The sequence below is a fragment of the Thermodesulfovibrionales bacterium genome (assembly GCA_035622735.1).
Taxonomy (GTDB): Bacteria; Nitrospirota; Thermodesulfovibrionia; order Thermodesulfovibrionales; family UBA9159; genus DASPUT01.
Window position 1 is genome coordinate 1 of the sequence record DASPUT010000174.1, and the last position, 15,761, is coordinate 15,761.

The 15,761-nt window shown below is 52.4% G+C and carries 17 protein-coding genes; 14 read left to right on the plus strand and 3 right to left on the minus strand.

Annotated elements, in window-relative coordinates; genetic code table 11:
- From VEI96_09170 to VEI96_09180, 3 genes are all read left to right on the plus strand, one after another.
- Nucleotides 1–949 (plus strand): penicillin-binding transpeptidase domain-containing protein (locus VEI96_09170; protein HXX58156.1); only part of this gene is annotated, 949 nt, incomplete at its 5' end.
- Nucleotides 950–960: 11 nt separating this feature from the next.
- The gene (locus VEI96_09175; protein ID HXX58157.1) at nucleotides 961–1,299 is read left to right on the plus strand and encodes a tetratricopeptide repeat protein; all 339 of its coding nucleotides are present in this window, start codon (nucleotides 961–963) and stop codon (nucleotides 1,297–1,299) included.
- Between the two features lie 90 nt (nucleotides 1,300–1,389).
- Nucleotides 1,390–2,748 carry a phosphomannomutase/phosphoglucomutase gene (locus VEI96_09180; GenBank protein HXX58158.1) on the plus strand — a complete coding sequence of 453 codons (1,359 nt, stop codon included), beginning with the start codon at nucleotides 1,390–1,392 and terminating at the stop codon, nucleotides 2,746–2,748.
- On the opposite strand, the gene VEI96_09185 is transcribed toward VEI96_09180, so the two are convergent.
- Nucleotides 2,745–3,185 carry a MerR family transcriptional regulator gene (locus VEI96_09185; GenBank protein ID HXX58159.1) on the minus strand — a complete coding sequence of 147 codons (441 nt, stop codon included), beginning with the start codon at nucleotides 3,183–3,185 and terminating at the stop codon, nucleotides 2,745–2,747. The genes VEI96_09180 and VEI96_09185 overlap by 4 nt on opposite strands.
- Nucleotides 3,186–3,329: 144 nt before the next feature.
- Here VEI96_09185 and rfaE1 point away from each other — a divergent pair, with 144 nt between their 5' ends.
- Together rfaE1 and VEI96_09195 are read left to right on the plus strand one after the other, a co-directional pair.
- A complete protein-coding gene (rfaE1, locus tag VEI96_09190) occupies nucleotides 3,330–4,298 on the plus strand; it encodes a D-glycero-beta-D-manno-heptose-7-phosphate kinase (GenBank protein HXX58160.1) in 969 nt (322 codons plus the stop codon).
- Nucleotides 4,299–4,399: 101 nt separating this feature from the next.
- Nucleotides 4,400–5,437, plus strand: coding sequence for a hypothetical protein (locus VEI96_09195; GenBank protein HXX58161.1), 1,038 nt, complete (start codon nucleotides 4,400–4,402; stop codon nucleotides 5,435–5,437).
- Between the two features lie 22 nt (nucleotides 5,438–5,459).
- Here VEI96_09195 and hisF read toward each other — a convergent pair whose 3' ends face one another.
- Nucleotides 5,460–6,332 carry an imidazole glycerol phosphate synthase subunit HisF gene (gene hisF / locus VEI96_09200; protein HXX58162.1) on the minus strand — a complete coding sequence of 291 codons (873 nt, stop codon included), beginning with the start codon at nucleotides 6,330–6,332 and terminating at the stop codon, nucleotides 5,460–5,462.
- Nucleotides 6,333–6,343: 11 nt separating this feature from the next.
- Complete coding sequence (gene hisA, locus VEI96_09205) at nucleotides 6,344–7,066, minus strand: 1-(5-phosphoribosyl)-5-[(5-phosphoribosylamino)methylideneamino]imidazole-4-carboxamide isomerase (protein ID HXX58163.1); 723 nt, start codon at nucleotides 7,064–7,066, stop codon at nucleotides 6,344–6,346.
- Nucleotides 7,067–7,186: 120 nt separating this feature from the next.
- Here hisA and VEI96_09210 point away from each other — a divergent pair, with 120 nt between their 5' ends.
- The 9 genes from VEI96_09210 (at nucleotide 7,187) to VEI96_09250 (ending at nucleotide 15,645) form a co-directional block, all read left to right on the plus strand.
- Nucleotides 7,187–7,933 (plus strand): DUF3108 domain-containing protein, encoded by a 747-nt coding sequence (locus VEI96_09210; GenBank protein HXX58164.1) that lies wholly within the window; start codon nucleotides 7,187–7,189, stop codon nucleotides 7,931–7,933.
- Nucleotides 7,934–7,935: 2 nt separating this feature from the next.
- Entirely contained in the window at nucleotides 7,936–8,718 is a 783-nt protein-coding gene (locus VEI96_09215) for a glycosyltransferase family 2 protein (GenBank protein ID HXX58165.1), read from the plus strand.
- 34 nt (nucleotides 8,719–8,752) lie between these two features.
- Complete coding sequence (locus VEI96_09220) at nucleotides 8,753–9,952, plus strand: O-antigen ligase family protein (protein HXX58166.1); 1,200 nt, start codon at nucleotides 8,753–8,755, stop codon at nucleotides 9,950–9,952.
- 73 nt (nucleotides 9,953–10,025) lie between these two features.
- Nucleotides 10,026–10,841 carry a class I SAM-dependent methyltransferase gene (locus tag VEI96_09225; protein HXX58167.1) on the plus strand — a complete coding sequence of 272 codons (816 nt, stop codon included), beginning with the start codon at nucleotides 10,026–10,028 and terminating at the stop codon, nucleotides 10,839–10,841.
- Between the two features lie 13 nt (nucleotides 10,842–10,854).
- Nucleotides 10,855–11,607: a glycosyltransferase family 2 protein gene (locus tag VEI96_09230; protein ID HXX58168.1), complete on the plus strand. Its 753-nt coding sequence runs from the start codon at nucleotides 10,855–10,857 to the stop codon at nucleotides 11,605–11,607.
- A gap of 120 nt (nucleotides 11,608–11,727) precedes the next feature.
- Nucleotides 11,728–12,543, plus strand: a complete 816-nt coding sequence (locus VEI96_09235) for a glycosyltransferase family 2 protein (protein ID HXX58169.1) — start codon at nucleotides 11,728–11,730, stop codon at nucleotides 12,541–12,543.
- A gap of 102 nt (nucleotides 12,544–12,645) precedes the next feature.
- Nucleotides 12,646–13,626 (plus strand): glycosyltransferase family 2 protein, encoded by a 981-nt coding sequence (locus tag VEI96_09240; protein HXX58170.1) that lies wholly within the window; start codon nucleotides 12,646–12,648, stop codon nucleotides 13,624–13,626.
- A 157-nt stretch (nucleotides 13,627–13,783) separates the two neighbouring features.
- Entirely contained in the window at nucleotides 13,784–14,518 is a 735-nt protein-coding gene (locus VEI96_09245) for a polysaccharide deacetylase family protein (protein HXX58171.1), read from the plus strand.
- On the plus strand, nucleotides 14,515–15,645 hold the full coding sequence (locus VEI96_09250) for a glycosyltransferase family 4 protein (GenBank protein HXX58172.1): 1,131 nt from the start codon (nucleotides 14,515–14,517) through the stop codon (nucleotides 15,643–15,645). Before VEI96_09245 ends, VEI96_09250 begins: the two co-directional genes overlap by 4 nt.
- Nucleotides 15,646–15,761: the final 116 nt, after the last annotated feature.

A 15,761-nucleotide genomic window follows, 5' to 3' on the forward strand; every position in this document is an offset into this window, starting at 1 on the left:
TGAATTCAACAGGGCCGTCTCTGCGAAACGGCAGCCGGGCTCTGCGTTCAAGCCGATTATCTATGCGGCTGCGCTGGATAACGGGTTTACTCCCGCAAGCATTATTATCGATGAGCCGGTAACCTACAAAGGCGGGCCGAAGGGCGATTGGAGCCCGGAGAACTACGACCATAAATATTACGGGCCGACGAGACTGAGAGAGGCCTTGACCTATTCGAGAAATGTTGTTACGGTTAAACTTGTGGATGCCTTAGGGGTTGATAAGGTGATCAATTTTGCGAAAGGGATAGGACTGGAAGGGGATATGCCCCGCAATCTGACGATAGCCCTCGGCAGTATCAGCGTCACCCCGCTCGATCTCGCCATGAGTTACAGCGTCTTTGACAACGGCGGCGTCAAGATGCATCCGATCGCGATTAAGTATGTGACAGATACGAAAGGGAGGGTCCTCGAGAGCAATGTGTCGGAAGGAGAACCGGTGATAGACCCGGCCACTTCCTTTTTGATTACATCTATGATGGAGGATGTCGTCAATTACGGGACGGGATGGAGGGCGAAGGCATTGGGAAGACCTGTTGCCGGGAAAACGGGAACAACGAATGATTACCGGGATGCCTGGTTTATCGGCTATACCCCTGAGATGGTCGCCTGCGTCTGGGTCGGTTTTGACGACATGCGTCCCCTCGGCAACCAGGAGACCGGCGCCAGGGCTGCTTCGCCGATCTGGGTAAACTTCATGAAGGCCGTGAGCACCGATGAACCCACGGGGTTTGCGGTGCCGGAAGGGATCACGAACTATCCCATAGACCCGGCGAGCGGGCTTCTCATTAAGGAGGAAGGATCCGGCCTCAAAGAGTATTTCAAGAACGGGACCCAGCCGAAGGAATACTCATCGATCAAACCTTCCGGCCGGGAGACGAGGGAACCGTCACGTTTAGATTTCGATTAAGGGGGTGTCCAATGTCACGGAAGAGTCTTGTTTCGAGGACGTCTGGTTTTTGCAAGCTTCTCTTATTCGGATGTCTTATCCTCATGTTCGCGGCTCCGGTGCTCTCCGCGCAGGAGGACCTTTATGATAAGGCCCTCCATGCCTATCACAAGAAAGATTTTAAGGCGACCGTTAAATACCTGAAGGAATATGTCGCCCAGAATCCCGATGCAGGGGCCTACTATCTCCTCGGTTATGCGAACTATAAGTTGAAGAACAGGAAAGAGGCCTCAGAATATTTCAGGGAGGCCTATCTCATAGACCCCAATTTTACGCCGAGGGAAATCGATTTCGGGAAGAAGAGGAAATGACCGGCTGCCCGTGCGGATGTCCATGACGGCGATCCTGTCCCGTGGTGATACCCGGTTGCTGCGGGCCCTGCAAGGCGCTTTGCGATTCCGATGATTGATCCGCACATATTCCGTGAGTATGACATACGAGGCGTCTGGGGAAGGGACCTGACGGAAGAGAGCGTCGATGCCATCGGAAGGGCCCTTGCCGTCTTTCTCGGAAAGCGGTTTTCGAAAGAGAAGATTACCATTACCGTCGGCAGGGATGTTAGACTGAGCTCGCAGGCCGTCTTCAGCAGTCTTGCCAAAGGACTTCTCGCAAGCGGTGTCGACGTCATCGATATCGGTGTCTGCCCTACCCCCCTCCAGTATTTCTCCCTGCATCGCCTCCCCGTTGACGGCGGGGTCATGATAACGGGGAGCCATAACCCTCCCGAATTTAACGGGCTTAAATTGAGCGCAGGCAGGGAAACCCTGTACGGGGAGAGCATCCAGGAGATACGGAGACTCGTGGAGAAGGGAGAAGCCGTTCAGGGCTCGGGGGGCATGCAGGGGCATGATATCATCGCCGAGTATCTATCTTACGTGAAAGGGCTCTTCGGAAACCTTCAAGGGGTGAAGGTTGTTGTGGATGCCGGAAACGGGACCGGAGGCCTTGTCGCTCCCGCTCTCCTGAGGGCCCTCGGCTGCAAAGTGATAGAGCTTTATTGTGAGCCGGACGGCAGGTTCCCAAACCATCATCCCGACCCTGTCGTACCTGAAAATATAAAGGACCTCAGCGAAAGGGTGAAGGCTGAGAAGGCTCACATCGGCATAGGATATGACGGCGATTCCGACCGTTTGGGTGTTGTCGATGAGGAGGGTGAGACCCTATGGGGTGACAAGCTACTGATTCTCTTTGCACGGGACATCCTCGAGAAGAACCCCGGTGCCACGGTCATCGGGGAGGTTAAGTGCTCCCAGACACTCTTTGACGAGATAAGAATGCGCGGCGGTAACCCGATCATGGGAAAGGTGGGGCATTCCCTGATAAAGAGCAGGATGCGAGAGACGGGGGCGCTCCTTGCCGGCGAGATGAGCGGTCATCTCTTCTTTGCAGACAGGTATTTCGGGTATGATGACGCGATCTATGCCAGCCTCAGGCTTGTAGAGATACTCTCGCGGAAAGGCGAGCCCTACTCCATCAGGGCCCTTCTCTCCGATGTGCCGCTGACGGTCTCGACACCGGAGATACGGTTTCCGTGCCCCGACGAGATGAAATTCAGGGTGATCGAAAAGGCAAAGGCATCGTTTGCCGACTGTCCCCTCATCGATATTGACGGCATACGGATTCAATTTCCGGACGGATGGGGGCTTGTCAGGGCATCGAATACGCAACCGGTGCTTGTAATGAGATTTGAGGCGAAGGACGCAAATTCTCTCAAGCGGATACGGGAATTCGTTGAAGGGAGGCTGAAGAAGTGCCTCTAATTCTTCCTTTTCTTGTCGTGTGAGATGAAAACGACACAATCTTCACACTTCTTCCCCGCCTGTTCATTGCAGATTAGACGGTTAATCTCCCAGCAGGGCTTGGTTCTGTCCATGAAGGCAGAACACCTTTTCCTTCTGTCTTCGGGGCAATCGGTTATTTCCCAGCACGGGGCATATTCAAGGAGTTTCTTTATCCCCTCTATGCTTATCTTCCTTACATGGATGAGATCCCTGACACACCTGAGCCATTTGATATCGTTTTCAGAGTAAAACCTGTTTTTGTTCCGACGCGCAGGGGTAATGAGGCCGTGTTTCTCATAGAGCCGCAGGGTCTGGTCTGTCGTTCCTATGAGTTCTGAGACGATCCCTATGGGATATAGGGGCATCCCCTTTTTTTCTTCTTCCGTTAACTCATTTACAGGTTTCCTTCTAGCCATGTTAACAAATCACCTTGTAACTGCAATTTTAAACATTATAAAACATTTATCCCCGAAAAAAACAAGAGGGGTTGATAAAAACTTTTTATGGGTCAATTTCCCTGGTTTATTGATTTTTCGCGAAGGGGTGGGTTATGGTAAACGATGAATCTGAAAGATTTTCTGAGGAGGTGCAAGGGGAAGCGCGTCCTCGTTGTCGGCGACCTCATCCTTGACTGTTACATATGGGGCAAGGTGGACAGGATTTCTCCTGAGGCACCTGTACCTGTGGTCGAAGTTACGAACGATACCTTTATGCTCGGGGGGGCTGCTAACGTCGCGGGCAATGTCGTTTCGCTCGGCGGAAAGGCGACGGTTGCAGGTATTGTCGGCAGGGACAGCGCCGGAGAAGTCCTGCGGAAGCTTCTTGACGAGAAGGGGGTCGGTTGCGCGGTCTTCGAAGATGCCAGGCCGACGACGATGAAGACGAGGGTGATCGCGCACAACCAGCAGGTTGTCCGTTTCGACAAGGAAGAGAGGAACCGTATCGCGGGGCGTGTCCTCAGCACCATCATAGATTTTCTCGGAAGAGCTATCGCTGAGCATGATGCGATCATTGTTTCGGACTATAAGAAAGGCATCGTATCACCGGAACTCATAAGGGCGATACTGAAGATCGCGAAACCGAAGGGCAAGCTTGTTGCCGTCGATCCGAAGGCCGGCCATTTCCATTGTTACAAAGGGGTCTCTCTCGTCACTCCAAATCTGGCAGAGGCATCGAGCGGTTCAGGAGTGGAGATAAAGGACGAAAGGTCTCTCCTCAGGGCGGGCAAAACCCTCCTGAAGAAACTCTCCTCGATGGCGGTCCTGATAACGAGAGGGGAGGAAGGGATGAGCCTCTTCGAAAGAGACGGGGTTACGAACATACCTACCGTGGCCCAGCACGTATACGATATTACCGGCGCGGGCGATACGGTCATCGCGGCCTTCACCCTCGCATACGCTTCCGGAGCGACGATGCGGGAGGCTGCTGCGATCGCGAACCATGCGGCTGGGATCGTAGTCGGAGAGGTCGGAACCGCGGTGGTGACTCCTGAAAAACTCCTTGCGTCTGTGAGACGGAGCAGAAAGTGATTCTCCATTCTGACGATGCTGACCGCGGAGGACACCAATTTTGGCGCTCTATCTAGAATGCTCTATGATCTCTGTGGCAAAGCATTCGTGTTATCAATTCCATGGTTAAGGCGATAGCATTATTATCAGGCGGTCTCGACAGCACCCTCGCGGTCCTCATCATGCTGAGGCAGGGGATAAGCGTCACAGCCGTCACCTTTCTCACCCATTTCGGCTGTGATATCAGCGACAGTTCCTCCTGCTCGAAAAATCCCTTTCCTGCCGCGGAAGAATTCGGGTTTACCGTGAAACTCTGTCACCTTTCGGACAAGTTCATCGAGATTGTGAAGAATCCCAAGTTCGGACACGGGAGAAACATGAACCCCTGTATCGACTGCAGGATTCTCATGCTCAGAGAAGCGAAGTCTCTCATGGAGATGACCGGAGCTGATTTCCTCGTGACCGGCGAGGTGGTCGGCCAGAGGCCTATGAGTCAGAGGAGAGATACTCTCGATATCATTGATCGGGAGGCAGGCGTAAAGGGATATGTGGTGAGGCCGCTCAGCGCGAAACTGCTCCGCGTGACGGTGCCTGAAGAAAAGGGAATGGTGCGGAGAGAGGGGTTATACAGCTTCAGCGGCCGCTCAAGGAAGCCGCAGATGTCCCTTGCGAAAGAGATCGGACTGACAGACTACCCGGCTCCTGCCGGAGGCTGTCTCCTGACAGAGCCGAACTATTCTCACCGGTTACGAGAACTCCTCGGACACAATCCGGACCCCTCTCTCCACGATCTCGCGCTCTTGCGGGTGGGAAGGCATTTCAGGTTCTCGCCGACCTGCAAGGTGGTTGTCGGGAGAGACGAAAGGGAAAATGCAGTACTGGAGGCGTTTGCAAACAGAGCAAACTACCTTCTCCATGTTGAGGGCTTCGGAAGTCCGGTTGTTCTTCTCACGGGCGCAGGCTCCCGGGACTTCCTCACGCTTGCTGCGTCGCTCTGCGCACGGTACTCCGATGCGAAGGGCCTTCCGGAGGTGGAGGTGACGGTCATTGAGTCGGGGCATCAGTTCGTAGTGGGTGTCTCACCGGCATGTGATGATCTGCTCGCAACCCGCAGGATAGAGAAGCCGGATAAGAAGACCGTCAGAAGTTGCGCAGGGTGAGATGGGTGAACCGAGTCACAGATTATGATGAGAGTCTCACAAGGACGCCCCTTGATCGCAGATATTCCTTTGCCTCTCCGATGGTATACTCTCTGAAGTGAAATATGGATGCTGCAAGCACGGCATCCGCCTTCCCCTGCACAAACCCTTCGTAAAGGTGTTCGAGGTTGCCGGCTCCGCCTGACGCGATAACGGGGATAGAGACGGCCTCTGATATCGCCTTCGTAAGCTCTATATCGTAGCCGTCCTTCGTTCCGTCTCTGTCCATGCTCGTGAGCATTATCTCTCCGGCTCCAAGTTCTTCCATCTTCTTCGCCCATCGTACGGCATCGATACGTTTCATCTTTCTCCCGCCGTGCGTCGAGATCGCCCATAATAAGCCTCCGTCTCCATTTAGGGCAGGAGGGATTGTTTCCAGAAGGTTCAGGCGGACATCTTTGAGGGAGGGATCCTGAAACCAGTTCTCACCCGTTGCATCGGGCAGAGTGTCATGAACTCTTTTTGCGTCGATCGCGACCACGATGCACTGGCTGCCGAAGCGCTCGGCCGCCCTGCTGATAAAGAACGGGTCTTTCACCGCGGTCGTATTCACAGAGACCTTGTCGCAGCCGGCCCTCAGGAGATCCCTGATGTCATCAAGGGTCTTTATGCCGCCGCCGACGGTCAGGGGCATGAAGACGTCATCGGCAGTCTTTTCGACCACATCGATAATAATCTTCCTCTTCTCATGCGATGCCGTGATATCAAGAAAGATGAGCTCGTCGGCACCCTGTTCATCGTAGAATTTTGCGTTTTCAACGGGGTCTCCCGCGTCCTGCAGATTGACAAAGCTGACCCCTTTGACGACGCGCCCGTCCTTGACATCAAGACACGGTATGATTCTCTTCGCGAGCATCTGTTCCTCTTTTATTTCCCGCCGACGAGTCTGACTGCTTCGTTCAGGTCCAGTGCCCCCGAATAAATCGCCTTGCCGGTAATCACACCCCAAAGCCCGGGTATCTCCATCAGTCCCGTGATATCCTGCAGGGACGAGACACCGCCCGAGGCTATCACCGGAATCGGTACCGCTCTGACCATTTCTCCTACCGCCTTCTTGTTGGGCCCCGTCATCATGCCGTCTGTAGTAATATCCGTATAGATGATTCCCGCCGCTTTCCTTTCTGCTGCCTGCCGCGCCATCTCTATCGCATCAAGCGCAGTGACCTCTACCCATCCCTTTATAGCGACCTTGCCGTCTCTGGCGTCGATGCCGACGAGGATTCTGCCGGGGTATTTATCACATGCCTCGCTAAGGAGATCAGGGTTTTCCACGGCAACGGTTCCGAGTATGATCCTGTTGACACCGATGCCGACGAGCGCATCAATTTTTTCTAAATCCCTGATCCCTCCTCCTACCTCTATGTCCATCGCCACAGCATCTCTGATGTTTCTGATAGCTTCGAAGTTCTTCTGACCCCCTGTGAACGCCCCGTCAAGATCGACCACATGGAGGAGCTTCGCACCGCAAGACTCCCATCGTCTCGCTGTCGAGACCGGATCGTCTGAATACGTGGTGACCGCATCCTCCCGCCCCTGGAGGAGTCTTACACATTTGCCGCCTTTCAAATCTATTGCAGGAATTACATGCATGTATTAATATACCAAAAGGAGTTATAGGTTTGCAGTTCATGGCGAAGACGGCTGATCAGGAAACAGCCGTGGTACCCCCTGAGTTGTAAGATTCCCGGATATTGGTCGATGAGAAACTTCATGTCGTATATACGCTACTTCTGCGCATGCATTGCAGGGATTGTAATCTGCATTTTCTTTGTTCCCAAGGGAGGGTTTTCATTTGCCATCCCCGAGAGGCTCGTATACGATCTCACCTGGACGGGTATCAAGGCTGGCGAGGCGATTCTTGAGGTGAAGGGAGGCGGAGACCGTTTGACCATAACCTCAAGGGCACAATCCGCCCAATGGGTTTCAGTTTTTTATACCGTCGATGACCGGGTCGAAAGCCTGCTCACAAAGGACTCGACGAAACACGGGATGGGGCAGCCCGTCAACTATAGGCTGAATTTACGGGAGGGAAAACGAAAGAAGGACAAAGAGGTAATCTTCTATCGTGACGTCTCAAAGGCCCTTTATATCGATTACCTCACTGACGAGAGAAGGGAATACGGGATTCCTTCCCTCATCTTTGATCCCTTATCGAGTTTCTTCTACCTCAGGACGATGCATCTTGAAGTCGGCAAGTCGGTTTATGTCACCATCTTTGACAGCAAGAAGGTTTTGGATGTAGAAGTGCAGGTGACGGGGAGGGAGAAGATCTCGGTCCCGGCAGGCGAATTCCAGACCATTGTCATTAAACCCCTGATGAAATCCGAGGGCATATTCTTCAGAAAGGGAGATATCAGGATCTGGCTGACGGACGATGGAAGACGGATACCGGTGAAGATGAAGACAGGGACCGGAATCGGTTCCATAACCGCTCGGCTCGTCGGAGGGAACTATTGAAGGTGTCTCTCATCACAACGACGTATGACAGTCCCTCCGCCCTGAAAAAAGCGACCGACAGCATACTGGGTCAGACCCGGATGCCCGACGAGGTCATTATTGCGGATGACGGTTCCGGGGATGAGACCGCCGAGGTAGTCAAGAGGTTCTCCGGGGCAGCGTCATTCCCCGTCCGTTATGTGTGGCAGGAGCATAGGGAATTCAGGGCTGCCAAAATCCGGAACGATGCGATAAACCAATCGACCGGAGAGTATCTGATACTCCTTGACGGGGACTGCGTCTTGAACAGACACTTCATAGCTGACCACCTCTCCCTTGCGGAAGAAGGATACTTTATCCAGGGGAAGAGGGTACTTGTCAGCAGGAGCGCGGTCGAGGCCTTCGACCACACCTACGCCGACTCGGCGGCCATCCTCATCACAATGGCCATAATAGGAAAGATTTCGAATGTCCATCATCTCGTCCGTCTTCCTTTCTTCCCTGCCGTAAAGAACACGAAACTCAAGGGCATAAAGTCTTGCAACATGAGTTTCTTCAGACGGGATATCATCGCCGTGAACGGTTTTAATGAAGAGTATGTGGGATGGGGCAATGAAGATTCAGACCTTGCCTGCCGGTTTTTCAAGTACGGACTCATGAAGAAGGTCCACCAATTCATGGCGGTCTGTTTCCACCTCTGGCATCCGACGAACAAGGTCGTTCCCGCCAGGAATGAGAAACTCCTTGCAGCGGCAGTCGCATCGGGGGAATATTTCTGTGAACATGGGCTCGTCAAAAAAAATTAATCCGGACATACTTATCTGGATAGGGTATTCCGGCATGTTTTTCTTTGTCCCGCTCGCCCATTCACCGGTCGAAATTTGCGGAGGGCTGGTACTCGCCGCCTGGATACTTTCCGGAAAATTCCTGACAGATACGAGGATGTGGCTATCCTCAGAGACTGCACTGCCGGTACTATTCCTGATTCTTCTTCCCTGGATCGGCCTTGCGTATTCTCCGATGCCTTCTGACGGCCTTCACGTCGCTTCAAAGGGATACTATTGGCTTTACGCGATAGGAATGGTGTCTGTGTTGGGAGAGCAGAAACATCCGGATTTCGTCATCAAAATGTTTCTGGCAGGGCTGGCGCTGAGCAGCGTCGTATCCGCCCTCCAGGTCCTCGGTCTGGTCCGTCTTCGGTATGGCACCCCGAGCGGATTGTTAGGAATAAGTTCACCGTGGATAACGTATTCCCTTCTTCTTACGGTCGGCATATTGATAGCCTCTTTTTATTTTCAAAAGGCACAGGGCAGGAAGGGAAGGTATCTGTCTCTTTTCATGATGCTCCTTTACTTCGGGACTATCGGTTTCGTCGGCGGCAGGAGCGGTTATCTCGCGTTTATCATCCTCTCCCCGTTGCTCGTTTATAATATCATAGGGAGGAGGCACATCCTCAGGATACTCCTTCTCAGCCTCCTTGCCGTGGCGCTCCTCTTCACTTTCCCTGTGGTGCGGACGCGATTCGGAGAGATAAAGAAGGACATAGAGCGTTATGAGCAGGGAGATATCTCGACCTCGATAGGGCTTCGGCTCCATATGTGGGGCATCGCATTAACGGAGATAAAGAAAAACCCGGTCTTCGGTATCGGGACAGAGGGTTTCAAGAAGTCATGGGAAGTGAACAAGCAAGACCCTGCGCTCCCTTTTCATGCGCACCCGCACAACAGCTTTCTCTACATGATGGTAAGCTACGGTCTTGGGGGCTTGATCGCTTTCTGCTGGCTTCTCGTCGTGATGCTCCGAAAGGGATGGAAGAACCGTGAGATCCCTCTCGGATTCGCTTTGTTATCATTCACGCTCGTCCTGATCATTGGGAGCCTGACAGACACTCAGATTCTGCCGTTCCCTACGGCGACGGCGTATGTGCTGTTTGCCGGAATTGCCGGGGCGATAGGTGCCGGTGACAACAGGCTCTCCAGGACCATCGCCATGACGAAAGAAGAGGAGCTACCGCCGGCCTGTGCGAGGAGGACTTCGTAAGGCTCGTAAATGTATATTCCGGCTCTCGTTTTTTGGACGACAGGAACGGGAAAAGTAAAGGAAGGACAGCTGAATGACGAAAGTGGAAAAGGTTCATGATTTATCGAAAAAGCAAATCCTTAAGAAGGCGCTCACCCTGAGAAGGCATGATAAATTATATAATTTGCGGAATGATCACGAAGAACGCGATTTTAGATCCGGCATCGATGGTTTTTCGACGATCGCTTGCCGGCTGAGGTATTCGAGGAAAGTACTCGATGTCGGAGCGGGAAACGGTATTTTGGTTTCTCTCTTATCCGAACTCGGTCACGAGTGTCGTGCTATCGACATTATTGATCTGCCCGAATTGTATCCTGAAATATATAAAGAAAAGAAGATATCCTTTCAGAAGTGTAACGTTGAAGTAGACGATATTCCCTACCCTGACGGTTTTTTTGACGCTGTCGTGTGCAGTGAGGTGTTCGAACATTTTACCCTATCTCATCTGAGAGCGATGCAAGAAATATATCGGGTCCTCTCCCCGGGAGGTACTGTCGTGGTAGCCGTCCCGAATGCCGTATGCTTTCGCAATCGCAGCCGGATGATACGGGGGAAGCATATCACATGGGATTACAAGAAGCATTATCTCCATGCGGAACCTGTTCTCTACAAAGGGCTTTCATTTTTCCCTGATCGGCACAACAGGGAGTTTACCGCAAGTGAGTTGAGATTATTGCTCAACGAGATTCATTTGAGAAATATCGAAGTGCGATTTGATAAATCTCGGAGCTACCGAACCGGTTTCGAAAGGATAAAATCTATCGGGTCTTCGCTGAGAGATCTTATCCCCTCCCTGCGAAAGACGTTGATCGCTTTTGGAGAAAAGGAATCGCTTAAGGGACTGGAATAAGGAGATACCGATATTGACTGATCTTTCTGTGGCGATCATCACGAAGAACGAGGAGGAGATGCTGCCTGCGTGTCTGGAGAGCGTCTCTTTCTCCGACGATGTTGTGGTCGTTGATTCGGGCAGCACGGACAAGACCGTCGAAATCGCACGCGCCTTCGGCTGCAGGGTATTTGTGGAGGCGTGGAAGGGAGATGGTCCGCAAAAGAACAGTGCAATAGACAAATGTCTGCATGAATGGGTACTCATCCTTGACGCCGACGAGAGGATATGCGACGAGACGCGGCATGAGATCGAAAGGATAGTCGCATCCGGAGAGAGTGCGGACGCCTATAGCTTTCCGAGGAAGAATCTTTTTCACGGGAGGTGGATAAAGCACTCGGGCTGGTGGCCGGACAGGATCATACGTCTCGTGCGGAAAAGCAGGGGTCGTTACCGGTCGATCACGCACGGGATATGGGCTACGACGGGCACCCTTGCCGAAGCGAGGGCTCCGATAGAGCACCACAGCTTTTCCCGATACTCCGATATGCTTCAGATCATGGAGGAGAGATCGACGGACATGGCGAAAGAACTTTTCGATGCGGGCAAGCGTGCAGGGGCCATGACGCCTTTTCTGCATGGTTTCGTCATGTTTCTCAAGGTCTATGTCTTGAAGATGGGCTTCCTCGACGGACTTGACGGCTTCATCATCGCCTTCACGCGGGCCGGCGGTTCATTCTTAAAATACGCCAAGCTCGTCGAACTGCAGCGTGAGAAGAAGCAGTGAATCGGGAGCGACAGCTTCTCTTCATCTTCGACAGATTCTGGAGGGACAGGTGTCTTTCTTAAGAGGCCTCTCACTTTTAACGCATTATGCGGCGCTTTTGTCCGCCAGTCTCGGGATCCGATGAAGGTGAGCGTCGTAATACCGGTTCTTAATCAATTGCGCTTCACCAAGATCTGCATGGAGAGTCTTTTCGTGACGCTGCCGAGAGAGTCTGAGATCATCGTCATTGATAATGGCTCCTCTGACGGCACTCCTGCATATCTCTCCGAATGCGCAAATGTGAGGGTCATTAGGAACGAGAAGAACCTGGGGTGTGCAGGTGCCTGGAATCAGGGGGTTAAGGCGGCCAAGGCGCCGTGGATCGCTATTTTGAATAATGACGTGATCCTTTCAGAGGGATGGCTCGAAGGGCTTCTTGATTTTGCCGCAGAGAGAAGCGCTGACATTGTGAGCCCTGCGTTCCGTGAGGGTGAATATAATTATGACATCGCAGAATATGCAAAGGGATACGTTGGAAACATGAGGACTGTTGCGCGCATGGGCATTGCGCAGGGAATCTGCTTTATGGTGAGACGACGCGTCTTCGATCTAATCGGTATGTTTGATGAGAACTTCAAGGTCGGGCAATTCGAGGACGCGGACTTCTTTCGCCGAGCCCGGCTCGCCGGATTTGTCCTCGGAACCACCGGGCGTTCGTTCATTCATCATTTCGGCTCAGCCACACAGAAGGCGCTTCGTGAGAAGGGGGCCGAGAGTCCCTATGAACAGGAAAATCGTGCTTACTACCGGAGGAAATATGGCCTTACCGTCTGGAAAAGGATCATCGAGCGAAGATGCGGTAAGTTACAAGCCCTCTGGTGGAGGATCTTTGAGAAAAGGCGGCACGGCCACACGTTGATCGAAAAGTGGATAGACGGAAGGTTGCGCTACTATTGAAGGTCCTCAGCTTCGACAAACGCTTGCTCTCCCGTCGGTTTGGGGCACTGCAGCGCATGGCACAGGACAAGAAAAAAGTGAGAAGAGCCCGAGACGCAGAACATGAATAGCCCAAGGGTGAGCGTCTGCATTCCCACTTACAACTATGCCGGTTTTCTGCCGGAGGCGATCGATTCCGTCCAGAAGCAGACATTTACCGATTATGAGATCCTGATCATTGATGATTGTTCACGGGACAACACGAAAGAGCTTCTCGTCCGCTATGCGAAGAACGACAAGAGGATACGGTTCAAGATCAATTCCGCCAATATCGGCATGGTGAACAATTGGAACTCATGTCTGACCGAAGCGAAGGGGGAATATATCAAGTTTGTTTTTGGGGATGACCTGTTGTCGTCTCCCGAAGCCCTCCAAAAAATGGTGACCCATCTGGATCTCGACCCGGACGTAACTCTTGTGGGTTCTGCCAGGTATGTCATTGACGGCGAATCTCGGATAATCAAAGTACTATCGCACTTCAAGGACGACACCCTCCTGCCGGGGAGGGCACTCATCAACCGTTGCCTGTCCGTGCGGAAGAATCTTATCGGAGAGCCTACCGCTGTCATGTTCAGGAAGCGTGATGCGGAGCGAGGATTCAATCCCCGATATAAGCAGCTTGCCGATTTAGAGATGTGGTTCCATCTCCTCGAAAAGGGAAAATTCGCATACCTGAAGGAACCGCTTTGCTCCTTCAGGCGCCATGTGGGCCAGGAGACTGCAAAAAACAGCGTAAGCCTCTTAGCGGCTTACGACAATTTCTATCTCTATGACGAGTACATGAATAAGCCGTATGTGACCATTCCTCTTTTTCACCGGAACTATATACGCTATGACAACATATACCGGATATGGAAGCTTTACACCACGAACGATCTGGCTAAGGAGGCGGCTGTCAGAGAGATCGATGCTCGATACGGCTATGGGAGATTTCTTGCTTATTACCCCTTCTACAAGATCTATAAACCGTTTCTTAAATTTTACCGTAACCTCCTCGGGCAGGGCTTTTTTGTCGCGCGTCACGGCGAGTGCCCGAAACGCTGAAGTCAGGATAGCGAGGAGGCTGCCCGGCAGCACTCGAAAGGTCTCTCGCTGCATGGGAAATGACGCATGCACGAATCTCTTAATTCAAGTATTATAAAAGTCTTGAGAAAGAGATATTATTGGCATCATGAAGATAATTCTGCAGAGGAATGGCTGAATGGGTAAGCCTATCGTTCTCATGTATCATAATATCGGTATCCCCCCAAGAGAGGGGAAATTGCGGAGCCTCTACGTGACTCCGCGAATGTTCAGGTTCCAGATGTGGTATCTGAAAACAGCCGGTTTCGAGGTCGTCTTCTTGAGGGACATTTTGTCGCATATCCGGGGAGAATCTGTTTCAGATAAGAAACTCGTTGCGCTCACTTTCGACGACGGGTACCAGGATTTTTATGAGAACGCGTATCCTGTCTTGAAGAGGTACGGATTCCCCGCTACGGTTTTTCTCGTGTCGGACCTCGTGGGCAAGGATAACCTCTGGGATTATCGGGCGTTGAATATACGGAAGAGGCTTCTCGACTGGGATAAGATCATCGAAATGAGCGGGCATCTTGTCACGTTCGGCTCCCATACGAAAACGCATCCGTTCTTGGAGAAACTTTCGACTAAGGAGATTGAAGAGGAATTATTCGGCTCGAAGGCCGATATTGAAAAGAGGTTGAAACTTCCGGTCGAATTTTTCTGTTACCCCTACGGCCATTATGACGAAAGAGCGGTAGCTGTGGCCAGGAAGGCCGGCTACCTCGGTGCGACGACGATGAACAGAGACCTTATCCATAGGGGAGATGATCCGTTCGAGATGAGGAGGTCGTTCATCAGATGGCATACCCATCCGTTGTTGTTCGTTCTTAAGATGCATTCCGACTATGAAGATCGGAAAGGCGGCAGAGCATGAAGGTCCTTTTGTTAAATATAGGCCTTGGGAGAGGCTGGGGAGGAATCGAGTCTCATTCCGACACACTCGGGGGAGCGTTGTTCAAACGCGGATATAACGTGATTATGGGGTGCGCACATGAAGGCTCGATCGAAGTTGCCGGGGGGATCACCCTTCCGGCGAGGAAGATATGGATCGTAAATTCAGGGGATCTGAAGGCGATTGTGAGAATAGCGGCGATCGTGTTCAAGGAGAGGGTTGATGTAATCATCGCGAACATGGGCAAAGAATACTGGCCTGCTGCGGTGGCCGCACTATTGCTCGGCAGGAAGATACTCTTCATAAGGCATCAGACTGACAGGATCAGGAGGACCACCTTATGGCTCATCAAACACCATGTCGAACGGGTCGTGGCGGTGAGCGGAGCGGTTCGGGAAGCGCTGCTGAAGAGCGGGGTCTCCCCCGGTAAGATCGAGATAATCCATAACAGCGTGCCCCTCGAAAAATTCAATCCGGAAGAGGTCGGCAGAAGCGAGGCAAGACAAGAACTGGGGGTTCGAGAGGGAGAGATCGTCGTGGGGACTGTCGCGAAGCTCCACCGAGGGAAAGGCGTTTATGAGATTCTCAGGGCATTCGGCCTGCTTGCGGGGAAATACCCCCGCCTGAAATTGATTTTTGTCGGCAACGGACCGGAGCGGCATGAACTCGAAGAAGAAGCAGGGAGACTTTCGGTGCGTGACAGGGTCATTTTTACGGGTGTTAGGAAGGATATCGAGCGGATGTATGCTGCGATGGATGTCTTTGCTCTTCCCTCGACCTGTGAGGAGGCATTTGGCATGGCACTCATAGAGGCGATGGCAATGGGCAAGCCGGTAATCGGCACCGTGGTGGGAGGAATACCTGAAATAATCATCGACGGGAAAACAGGCCTGTTGGTCCCACCGGGAGACGCCGATGCCCTTGCAAAAAGTCTCGACCGTTACCTTGGTGATCTGGCTTTTGCTGAAATCGTGGCTCGTGCCGGACAGCGGGCCGTCTTGGAAGGGTTTTCAGAGAGAGTCACCGGAGATGCATTTGATCGGATCATCAGGGAAATCGCTGGAAAAAAGGGAAGGGATCTGCACGGGCATAAGATCGCGAAACCATGAACGGGAATGGGGCAGGAATTGATGGGTGATTGTCCGGTTTCTCCGTCATATAACTCACGGTATGTGAAGGAATGTCCAGTCGGGTGCCGATCGATTCTGGAAGTCACCGATATTTT

What these genes read in the sequence shown, in the direction of transcription:
- VEI96_09175 (HXX58157.1), top strand. Translation starts at nt 961, where the DNA reads ATGTCACGGAAGAGTCTTGTTTCGAGGACGTCTGGTTTTTGCAAGCTT.
- rfaE1 (HXX58160.1), top strand. Translation starts at nt 3,330, where the DNA reads ATGAATCTGAAAGATTTTCTGAGGAGGTGCAAGGGGAAGCGCGTCCTC.
- VEI96_09245 (HXX58171.1), top strand. Translation starts at nt 13,784, where the DNA reads ATGGGTAAGCCTATCGTTCTCATGTATCATAATATCGGTATCCCCCCA.
- VEI96_09210 (HXX58164.1), top strand. Translation starts at nt 7,187, where the DNA reads ATGTCGTATATACGCTACTTCTGCGCATGCATTGCAGGGATTGTAATC.
- VEI96_09235 (HXX58169.1), top strand. Translation starts at nt 11,728, where the DNA reads ATGAAGGTGAGCGTCGTAATACCGGTTCTTAATCAATTGCGCTTCACC.
- hisF (HXX58162.1), bottom strand. Translation starts at nt 6,332, where the DNA reads ATGCTCGCGAAGAGAATCATACCGTGTCTTGATGTCAAGGACGGGCGC.
- VEI96_09185 (HXX58159.1), bottom strand. Translation starts at nt 3,185, where the DNA reads ATGGCTAGAAGGAAACCTGTAAATGAGTTAACGGAAGAAGAAAAAAAG.
- VEI96_09250 (HXX58172.1), top strand. Translation starts at nt 14,515, where the DNA reads ATGAAGGTCCTTTTGTTAAATATAGGCCTTGGGAGAGGCTGGGGAGGA.
- VEI96_09225 (HXX58167.1), top strand. Translation starts at nt 10,026, where the DNA reads ATGACGAAAGTGGAAAAGGTTCATGATTTATCGAAAAAGCAAATCCTT.
- VEI96_09240 (HXX58170.1), top strand. Translation starts at nt 12,646, where the DNA reads ATGAATAGCCCAAGGGTGAGCGTCTGCATTCCCACTTACAACTATGCC.
- hisA (HXX58163.1), bottom strand. Translation starts at nt 7,066, where the DNA reads ATGCATGTAATTCCTGCAATAGATTTGAAAGGCGGCAAATGTGTAAGA.
- VEI96_09195 (HXX58161.1), top strand. Translation starts at nt 4,400, where the DNA reads ATGGTTAAGGCGATAGCATTATTATCAGGCGGTCTCGACAGCACCCTC.
- VEI96_09220 (HXX58166.1), top strand. Translation starts at nt 8,753, where the DNA reads ATGTTTTTCTTTGTCCCGCTCGCCCATTCACCGGTCGAAATTTGCGGA.
- VEI96_09180 (HXX58158.1), top strand. Translation starts at nt 1,390, where the DNA reads ATGATTGATCCGCACATATTCCGTGAGTATGACATACGAGGCGTCTGG.